Source organism: Actinocrinis sp. (genome assembly GCF_035605935.1).
Taxonomy (GTDB): Bacteria; Actinomycetota; Actinomycetes; order Streptomycetales; family Catenulisporaceae; genus Actinocrinis.
The window spans coordinates 88,755-97,264 of sequence record NZ_DATNGK010000266.1 but is presented as its reverse complement, the minus strand read 5'-3'; the positions used below and the strand labels follow the sequence as shown (position 1 = coordinate 97,264).

Genomic DNA, 8,510 nt, shown 5'->3' with positions numbered 1-8,510 from the left:
CGAAAACCTGACCGTCGAGCGCCGGACTTTATCCCGTGCAGATGCACATTGCTTTTGTATCGGGATTCCGGGTGTGTGTATCGGCGCCTTTTAGTGATGTCATATCTCAGTGCTGGTTCTGTGAGCTGGCACAGATCAGTCGCGCTTCGGAGTTACCGCGTAACAGTGGCGTGACCAGCGCGCACGTCGCGCGCCTCGTACGCTCATTCGCTCCCGTCGCTTCCGCCGGGTGCTTCAGTACTACGCCGTACGGGAATAACACTTCCATAAGTGATCTCGCGAAGTCCGCGAGCGGGATCGAGTTCCGGTTCTGCTCCCGCTGTACTGGCGCAAAAGCGATATGTATTCCAATTGACACCGGGCACGCACCTTCTGGATTCATAGAGATGAGCGCTGAATCGCAGCCTCCCGGCATGCCAAGCGCGGGGGATGACGCGGCGATCGCCGGCGAGCGCCGCGCGCATGGTCGCGCGTTCGCACTGCGTTACGGCTGGTTGATCATTTTGGCCGCCACCATGTTCATCCTCGTCTTCGGCGTCGCCATCGACATCATCATGGCCGCCGCACTGCCCTCGAAGACCTGGCAGAACTGGAGCTATGTCGGGCAGGCATTCGAGGCGGTGGCCTCGGTTTTCGCGGCATTCGGCTTCGCAGCTCTCGTCATCACTTTCCTCATGCAGTTCAAGGAGCTTCAGCTGCAACGCCAGGAACTCGCGCTCCAACGACACGCGATGAGCCAAACGCAGGCCGAGCTGCACCGTAGCGCGGAAGCCGACCTGCGCCGCCTGCATGTCGAGCTGCTGCGCATGGCGATCAACGATGAGGGCCTTGCCGAGGTCTGGCCGGATCCGGACGCGCACCCGCACGAGGTCCGCCGCCAGTTCTGGTACGCGAACCTGGTGTACCAGCACCAGCGCTTGGCGGTGGAGCTGAGTGATCTCAGCGAGGACTCCATCGCCCTGATTCTTCGACGGCTGTTTCGCAATCCGATCATGCGCTCGTACTGGAAAGTCGCCGCCGAGGCTCGGTCGGCGGACTTCATGCCGGGCACCAAGGAGTGGCGATTCGCGCAGATGACGGACGCGATCTGCCGGGAGTACGACGGCGATGACGAGCCACCGGATCGAGGACTGCGTCTTGTCGAGTGATCGGTTGTGGTGTGCCCTTTGGTCAGCTCTTGAGAATCTCGGGAATCGCGTCCAGAAGGACTTGCCGGGGAAGCGAGACGAGCCGTTCGTCGTCGCCGATGCTTGCCCCGGATGGTAAGTGATCGCGCAGTTTGTCGGTAACGTCAGTGCCGATGCATGCCAGCCGACCATCCGAAAGTAGGAAAATATCCGGACAGTTCATGTCATTGGTGCTGCCGCGTTGCGCGGGCGTGGAACCCAGTCGCTTGAGAATGAAGATCTCTGACTGCCCCGTTTGGCTCACGCGCTGTTCCATTATTGCCTGTATCTCCTCGGACCATGACGGGCCGCGGCATCACCACTATGATCATTGATCGCCAGGGCTTTAGACCTTGACGTCGCCTGCAGCATTCTGCTTGCCCATTGGGATGATGCTGCCGTGATGCCTCGACCGGTGATAATGTGCTTTCGCTATAAACTTTCTGATATACGCGTCGAGGAAGCCCGCGCGCGCCTAGCTGACGGGTCATCAGGTTACCAGTCGCGTGATGTGGTTGAGGCCTTTCGAGCAGGAGCGTCGCCGAAAAGGCGTCCTTACAGCCGCGAACCGACGCCTTCAACTCATTTGGAGTAAGCAGACGCGCTAGGGGTCGGTGCTATACGGTGGTCTATTGGCTGCTTCACTCGCGTTGTTCCTGCCCGCTACCATCGGGCAGGAACAACTACTGCGTTGTGTGAAGCAGCCGCCCCTTTTAAGCAGCCAGATCGTCGAACTCGCCGTTCTTGACGCCCGCCAAGAGCTCCTGCATGGCTCGCCGCTCATACGTGAGCACCGGTCCATCGGGATGGCGCGAGTTCCGCATCGCAACGGAACCGTCGGCTCGCCGCCTCAGTTCGACGCAGTGGCCAAGCTCGTTGCAGACACTGGCACGGCGCCACGCCGCATCGGCATAGCTGAGTTCTGAAATCTCGCCGTCGCGCATTTGATCACCTCCTCTCCATGTGAAGAGTGCTGATTCAGCAGAAGCGTAGCGTGCATACGTGCAACTGCACAGGGCGTTGGGGAATGCGAATGCACAAGTCGAGCCGCTTCAGCTGCCGGTGGAGCGGTAGCGGCGGACGGCGGCTCGCCAGACGAGGGCGGCCAGGGCACTGAGGAGGAGGGCGACGGCGGGCGGGGCGAACGAGAGGAACGCGGGCAGACCGAAGGGGTCTCGGTGGCCTAGGACGTAGAGCGAGGGCTGCCAGGTGATGAATGCGAGCGGGATCGCGAAGGTCATCATCAGGGCCAGTGGACGCTGGTAGATGCCGAACGGATACTCGGTGACCAGTTCGCCGCCGTAGGTGATGACGTTCGCCGTTTCGCGGGCATCGGTGGCCACAAAGCTGATCGAACCGGTGAGGACCCACAGGGCGCAGTAGATGACCGTGCCGCACAGGACCGTGCCGACGCAGACCGCTGCTTTGAGTGGCGTCCAGGCGATCGGTAGGGTCTCGATGGCCCAGACCAGTGTTGCCGTGGCGGGGATCAGCTTGCCGATGCGCTTCGGGGTGAACTGGTCAGCGAGCACCTGGGGGAGGGTGCCGACTGGGCGGATCAGCATGACGTCGAACGTGCCGAGCCGGATTGAGTCGCTGAGCGTTTCGATACCGCTGGCGATCACGTCAGAGAGAGCGAACGCGAGACGCGTGGTGCCGTAGAGGTACAGCGTCTGCGGCAGGGTGAATCCGGCCAGCGTCTTTACCTGGGTGTACATGACCAGGAGAGCTGCCAGGTCGAGGCTCGCGACGAGCATTTGGGCCGTGCCCGTGAGGAGCAGGGACATGCGGTACTGCCACGCGGCACGGGACCACATGCGGGTAAGGAGGAGGAAGGTAGCGGGTGCGGGGAGGGGAGGTAGGACTGGCGAATCCGATAGGGCGTGGACGGGCGATGAGGGAACGCGTGCGCGCGGCGGCGGGGGCGTAGAGAGGCGCGGGCTAGTGTCAGCCACCTTGCACCACCGTCTTGTGTCGGGCTGCGAGCGTCACGGCGCGGCCGAGGGCGACAAGGAGCACGGCCCACGCCGCTTGGAAGGTGAGGGCGCCGGCGAAACCGTTCGTCTCGGTGCCGAGCAGGACGTCGATCGGCACCTGCAGCGTCGCTGACCACGGCAGCGCCCGGGCTAGGCTGCCGAGCCAGCCGGGCATGACGACCAGTGGGATGATCATGCCGGAGAAGAACATTGATACCACCAGCAGGAGCGAGGCCGTTCCGCGCTCGTCCAGCGTCCAGAATGCGCTGAGGCTCACCAGGTAGCGGATCGCGAAGCTGATGACCAGCGCGAGCGCGCAACAGAGGGCGAATTCGAGCCAGCGGCGCGGACTGGTCGGCAGCCGGGTTGGCAGCGCGAGCACGCCGACGACTACCGGTGGAACGGTGCGCAGCAGCAGCCCGGCGAGGGCGCGGCCGAGGTCGGTGGCGAGGAACCAGAGCTGGAAGTCGCACGGACGGTAAAGGTCTGTGGCCACTTCTCCGGTCCGGATGCGGGGGCCCAGTTCGGTCGAGCCGACGAAGATCCCGATCGGAGTGATCAAACCCTGAGTAAGGAAGACGTAGGTGACCGCATCCGCCGCGTCGTAGGTTCCGATCTGCGGCTTCTCGTGCCACATAGCCAGCAGGATGTACGCGCGGATGAAGCCGAACGCGGTGTTGGTGATCGCTCCGGCGAACGCTGCGGAGCGGTAGGTGATGTACCGGCGGAAGGATAATCGGGCAGCGGTCAGGTACACGCGCACGCGGCAGCTCCCGTTGTCACGCCATGAGGGTGTCGGGTGGTGAGGAGGGGGAGCGACGTATTTTGCCGGGTGGGGGAGCGCGCGGCAAATGGATAAATGCCTGGGCTGGTGGGGGAGGGGGCGGGCGCAGGGCGGGGCGTAGAGCTACTGGGTGAGGGCGGAGGCGAGCGCGTCGGGGAAGGTGGGGTGCTGGAATTCGAAGCCGGATTCGAGCAGCCGAGTGGGAATGACGCGCTGGCTCATCAGGATGCCCTCCGAGAACCCGCCGAGGGCGATGCGCAGCGCGGGAGCGGGGACGGCGAGGCGGGTTGGCCGGTCCAGGGCACGGCCGATTTCGGCGGTGATGGCGGCGTTGGTGTCAGGGTGCGGGGTCGTCACGTTCGCGGGACCGCTGAGGGCTTCGGTGTCGATGCCGTGACGCAGGGCGCGGACGGTGTCAGTCAGGGACACGTAGCTCCAGTACTGCTTGCCGCTGCCCAGTCTGCCGCCGAGGCCGAGCCGGGCGAGCGGGAGCAGCCTGCCGAACGCGCCGCCCTTCGCCGACACGACAAGGCCCATGCGCGTGTGCACCACCCGGATGCCCGCCTTGCGCGCCGGATCGGCGGCCGCCTCCCATTCCTGGCAGACGCCGGCCAGGAAGTCCGTGCCGGGCGCGCTGGATTCGTCCGTCGGGGTGTCGCCGGTCTCGCCGTAATAGCCGATTGCGGAGCCTGCGATGAAGACACGTGGCGGAGTGCGCAGATCGGCCATCGCCGTCGCTAGCGTGGCGGTGGTGAGCACGCGGCTGTCGCGAATCCGCTGGCGGTAGGCCGCGGTCCAGCGGTGGTCGCCGACGCCCGCCCCGGCGAGGTTGACGACCGCTTCGGCGCCGTCGAGCGCTGAGGTGGGCAGATGGGCGGCGGAGGGATCCCACTGGGCCTCCGTCAGGTGCGCCTCGACGGCCGGCTTCGGCGGGCGGCGCACGAGGCGCACGACGTCGTGGCCGTCGGCGAGCAGGGCCGCGGTAAGGGCAGAGCCGATCAGGCCGCTGGAGCCTGCGATGACGACGCGCATGGGACAACAGTAAGGGGTGGAAACGGTCCGGCCGGGATCTGGGGTCAGATCCCGGCCGGATGTGTTGCTTGCCGGCTGACGGTCGGTCAGCCGGGGTTGCCAGTGATCAGCTGGCGGTGAACTGCAGGATGGTGATCGAGTAGGCGGGGAAGGACTGGGTGAACGTGGTGCCGAGGCCGGAGACCGTCCCGGTGACCGGCACGACGTTCGTCGGGCTGGTGATCGAGTTGGTCGCGGTGGCGGAAGCGCCCGACAGCGTGGTGGACGTGGCCGTGGACGACGTCGTGGTGACGCCGGCCAGGTTCACCGTCGCGGCGTGCGCCGCTCCGCCGGTGTTGATCACCGTGAGGTAGTACGTCGAGCCGGTGCGGGTGACCAGCGTTTGCAGGCCGCCGGCGCCGCCGACCGTGTTCGGGACCACCGTGCTGCCGTGGTTGTGGTTCAACATCACCTGGGCGTAGTAGCTCGGCGAGCCGTAGCTGGTGTTGTTGTCGAACCCGATCAGGTCGGGCGTCCACTGGTGGCCGTTGACGTTGACCCACAGCGGCGCGTACGCGGACATGGTGACCAGGTCGGAGTTGCGCTCCAGGCCGAGCAGCCAGGACGCGTCGCCGAGCGCGGAGTTCAGGTCGTTGCCCGGGGAGCCCTCATTGGCCGCGTACTCGCCGATGAAGATCTTGTTCGCGCCGCGCGGGGTGTTGTCGAAGTAGTGCGAGTTCGCCTCGAACCAGGCCGGCGAGTTGTAGAAGTGATCGTCGATCACGTCGTACGGAGCGCCGCCGGTCGAGTCGGCCGTCGCGATGATCTTCATGTTCGGGAACGCCGAGTGGATCGCGACGTAGAACAGCGGGTAGCGGGCCGCGTACGAGTTGGAGAACCAGTCCTCGTTGCCGACCTCGACATAGGGGATCTTGTACGGCGCCTTGTGACCGTTGCGGGCCCGCAGCGCTCCCCAGTTCGTGCTCGTCGGGTCGGTCAGGTAGTGGATCTCGTTGATCGCGTCGGTCACGTCGTTGATCAGGGTGCTGCCGGTGTCCGACTGGCCGTTGAGCGTGTAACCCGCGTAGACCGCGAGGATCGGGGTCGAGCCGACCTCCTCGGCCATCTGCAGGTACTCGTCGATGCCCATTCCGTCGGTGGACCAGTAGCCCCAGGCCGAGTTCATGTGACCGGCCCGCTCATCCACCGGGCCGACGGTGTTCGACCACTGGAACCGGGTGGCGTAGGTGTTGCCCTCCAGGTAGTTGCCGCCGGGCACCCGGAAGACTGAGGGCTTGAGCTGCGCCAGCTTCTGCATCAGGTCGATGCGCAGGTGGTTCGATGAGTTCTGATACGACGGCGGGTACAGGTACGTCGCGCCGAACCAGATCGCCGCACCGTTCGCCGAGTTGGCGGTGGTGGAGATGACCAGCTTGTTGGTGGCGGTCGTCGGCGCGGTGGACGGGGTGATCAGCTTGACCGTGAACTTGTGCCACGATGTGCCGACGCCCTTGACCGACGCGCTGGCGTAGACCGTGCCGGAGGTGGACTCGAGGTCCACATCCAGCGGACCCGCGAAGCTGCCGCTCGACTTGGCGTAGAACGACGCGGTGTACGTCGTCGACGGCGCGATGCCGACGCCGAAGTAGCCGGAGTTCGCGATGCCGGCGCGGTAGAGCGTTGAGGCGTTGACGCTGCTGGTGCCGGTGGCCTTCGCGACCGTGCTGTGCTTGGCGCTGACGCCAGTGCCCACCGTCAGCTTGCCAGACGCGGTCAGTGCGGAGGTCGGTCCGGTCGACGTGTCAGAGGTCAGCGACGCGGTGACTCCGGGTCCTGCGACAGCCGACCACGCGTTCAGCGGGTTGGACGAGTCGTTGAAGCCGCTGTTGCGCACCTCGTCGTTGTAGATACCGCCCTCAGCGCCGTAGTTGATGTCCTCCATCATGGCGCCGAACAGTTGCGGCGAGACCGTCGCGCCGGACTGCGAAGTGTCCACGTTGATGACCGACGAGCCGTTGGTGCCGATGAACGAGGCGTCCTCGTCGTTGAGCCCGGCGTTGTAGAACGTCGTGTCGTCGATCGTGCCGTTGACGAAGTCCACGCGGCCGCCGCCGTATTCGCCGCCGCCGACCACCGTCTTGCCGGTGGCCTTCCAGCCGCCGGTGTACGGGACCGAGGACTGCAGCACGCCGTTGACGTACAGCTTGAGCAGGCCATCCGCGGCGTCGTTGACGCCGATCAGGTTATACCAGGTCCCTGCGACCGGAGCGCTGGTCGCGTCGGCGTGCGTCGCCGCCGCGGAGGTGCTGTCGGAGGCGAGGCGGGCGAAGGCGAACTTGCCGGTGTCGCCGCGCAGGCCGAGGTAGAAGCCTGAGACGTTGGCGCCGTCAATCGACGCGGCCGTTTGGAAGCCCGCGGTGGACTTGAGGTTCACCCAGGTGGAGACCGAGAACGGCTGCGAGGTGTCGACGACCGGGGAGGCGTTGGTCGCGTTGCCGGTCGCGGTGGCGTCGAGCGCGAGGGCGTTCGATCCGATGTGGCCCGCCGTCCACGTGGCGCCCGAGCCGAGCGTCAGGGTATTGCCATGACCGGAGGTGTCGGCGGCGGTGGTGCCGGTGCCGTCGTCGAAGGAGTACGCGGCCGGTTCGTCCAGCCCGGCGACCTGCTGTGCGGTCAGCGCCGAGGAGAACATCTGCACGTCATCGATCGAGCCGTTGACGTAGTCGACCTGGTTGCCGCCGTAAAGGCCGTGACCGATGAGTGTGTCGCCGGACGCTTTCCACTGGCCGGTGTACGGAGTGGAGCCGACCGAGTGACCGTCCACGTACAGGGTCAGAGTTCCGGCACTGACGTTGTCGACACCGACAATGTGGTACCAGGTGCCGGCCACCGGGGCGGTCGGTGAGGCCACCACGGTCGCGGTGCCGGTCGCGTCGGAGCCCAGCCGCGCGAAGGCGAGAGTGCCGGTGTCGCCGCGCAGGCCGAGGTAGAAGCCTGAGACGTTGCTGCCGGAAATGGACAGCACCGTCTGGAAGCCGCCGAGCGCCTTGAGGTTGACCCAGGCCGAGGCGGTGAAGCTCTGGGAGGTGTCGACCGCCGGGCCGGCGACGGTGGCCTCGCCGGTGGCGGTGCCGGTCAGCGCGAGGGCGTGGCTGCCGACGTTGCCGGCGCCCCAGCCCGCGGTGGCGCCGAGGGTCGCGGCGTGGCCGTTGCCGGAGGAGTCAGCGGCGGTGGTGCCGGTGCCCTCGTCGAAAGACCAGTGCCCGGCCGGGCTCGCGACCGCGGGAATCGGGCCGGTGGCGGCGTGCGCGGACAGCGGCGAAGCGAGGGCCGCCGCCGTCATGGCGACCCCGGCTGCGAAGACGGTAAGGGTTCTATGTCTGGTGTTGCGTATTAATGCTGAAACGTGCGTGGACACAAGGGCTCCTTCGCGTGAGGTCCACAGGTGGGCATGGGCGAACTCTGCAGATCCCCCGCGAGCGGCGCTCCCGAGCTTCCCCAACTATGGGAGCGCCGCTGGCAAATGTGTTACACGGGCCGGAATACCAAGCGGTTCGGCGCTCCGGCGGGCGC

At 66.1% G+C, this 8,510-nt stretch carries 7 protein-coding genes; 1 reads left to right on the top strand and 6 read right to left on the bottom strand.

The window, feature by feature from the left end; all coding sequences use genetic code 11:
• Positions 1-386 precede the first annotated feature (386 nt).
• A complete protein-coding gene (locus VN779_RS21510) occupies positions 387-1,148 on the top strand; it encodes a DUF6082 family protein (protein ID WP_325726190.1) in 762 nt (253 codons plus the stop codon).
• A gap of 22 nt (positions 1,149-1,170) precedes the next feature.
• Here the strand turns inward: VN779_RS21510 and VN779_RS21505 are convergent, their stop codons facing one another.
• The 6 genes from VN779_RS21505 to VN779_RS21480 form a co-directional block, all read right to left on the bottom strand.
• Positions 1,171-1,443: a hypothetical protein gene (locus tag VN779_RS21505; protein ID WP_325726188.1), complete on the bottom strand. Its 273-nt coding sequence runs from the start codon at positions 1,441-1,443 to the stop codon at positions 1,171-1,173.
• A gap of 436 nt (positions 1,444-1,879) precedes the next feature.
• Positions 1,880-2,110 (bottom strand): DUF397 domain-containing protein, encoded by a 231-nt coding sequence (locus VN779_RS21500; protein WP_325726186.1) that lies wholly within the window; start codon positions 2,108-2,110, stop codon positions 1,880-1,882.
• Between the two features lie 108 nt (positions 2,111-2,218).
• Positions 2,219-2,953: an ABC transporter permease gene (locus VN779_RS21495; RefSeq protein WP_325726184.1), complete on the bottom strand. Its 735-nt coding sequence runs from the start codon at positions 2,951-2,953 to the stop codon at positions 2,219-2,221.
• A gap of 160 nt (positions 2,954-3,113) precedes the next feature.
• A complete protein-coding gene (locus tag VN779_RS21490) occupies positions 3,114-3,905 on the bottom strand; it encodes an ABC transporter permease (RefSeq protein ID WP_325726183.1) in 792 nt (263 codons plus the stop codon).
• Positions 3,906-4,049: 144 nt separating this feature from the next.
• Positions 4,050-4,958, bottom strand: coding sequence for a TIGR01777 family oxidoreductase (locus VN779_RS21485; protein ID WP_325726181.1), 909 nt, complete (start codon positions 4,956-4,958; stop codon positions 4,050-4,052).
• 106 nt (positions 4,959-5,064) lie between these two features.
• On the bottom strand, positions 5,065-8,355 hold the full coding sequence (locus VN779_RS21480; RefSeq protein ID WP_325726179.1) for a LamG-like jellyroll fold domain-containing protein: 3,291 nt from the start codon (positions 8,353-8,355) through the stop codon (positions 5,065-5,067).
• Between the last annotated feature and the right edge of the window lie 155 nt (positions 8,356-8,510).

Coding starts and splice junctions, on each gene's coding strand:
- VN779_RS21505 (WP_325726188.1), bottom strand. CDS start 1,443: ATGGAACAGCGCGTGAGCCAAACGGGGCAGTCAGAGATCTTCATTCTC.
- VN779_RS21485 (WP_325726181.1), bottom strand. CDS start 4,958: ATGCGCGTCGTCATCGCAGGCTCCAGCGGCCTGATCGGCTCTGCCCTT.
- VN779_RS21500 (WP_325726186.1), bottom strand. CDS start 2,110: ATGCGCGACGGCGAGATTTCAGAACTCAGCTATGCCGATGCGGCGTGG.
- VN779_RS21495 (WP_325726184.1), bottom strand. CDS start 2,953: ATGTCCCTGCTCCTCACGGGCACGGCCCAAATGCTCGTCGCGAGCCTC.
- VN779_RS21510 (WP_325726190.1), top strand. CDS start 387: ATGAGCGCTGAATCGCAGCCTCCCGGCATGCCAAGCGCGGGGGATGAC.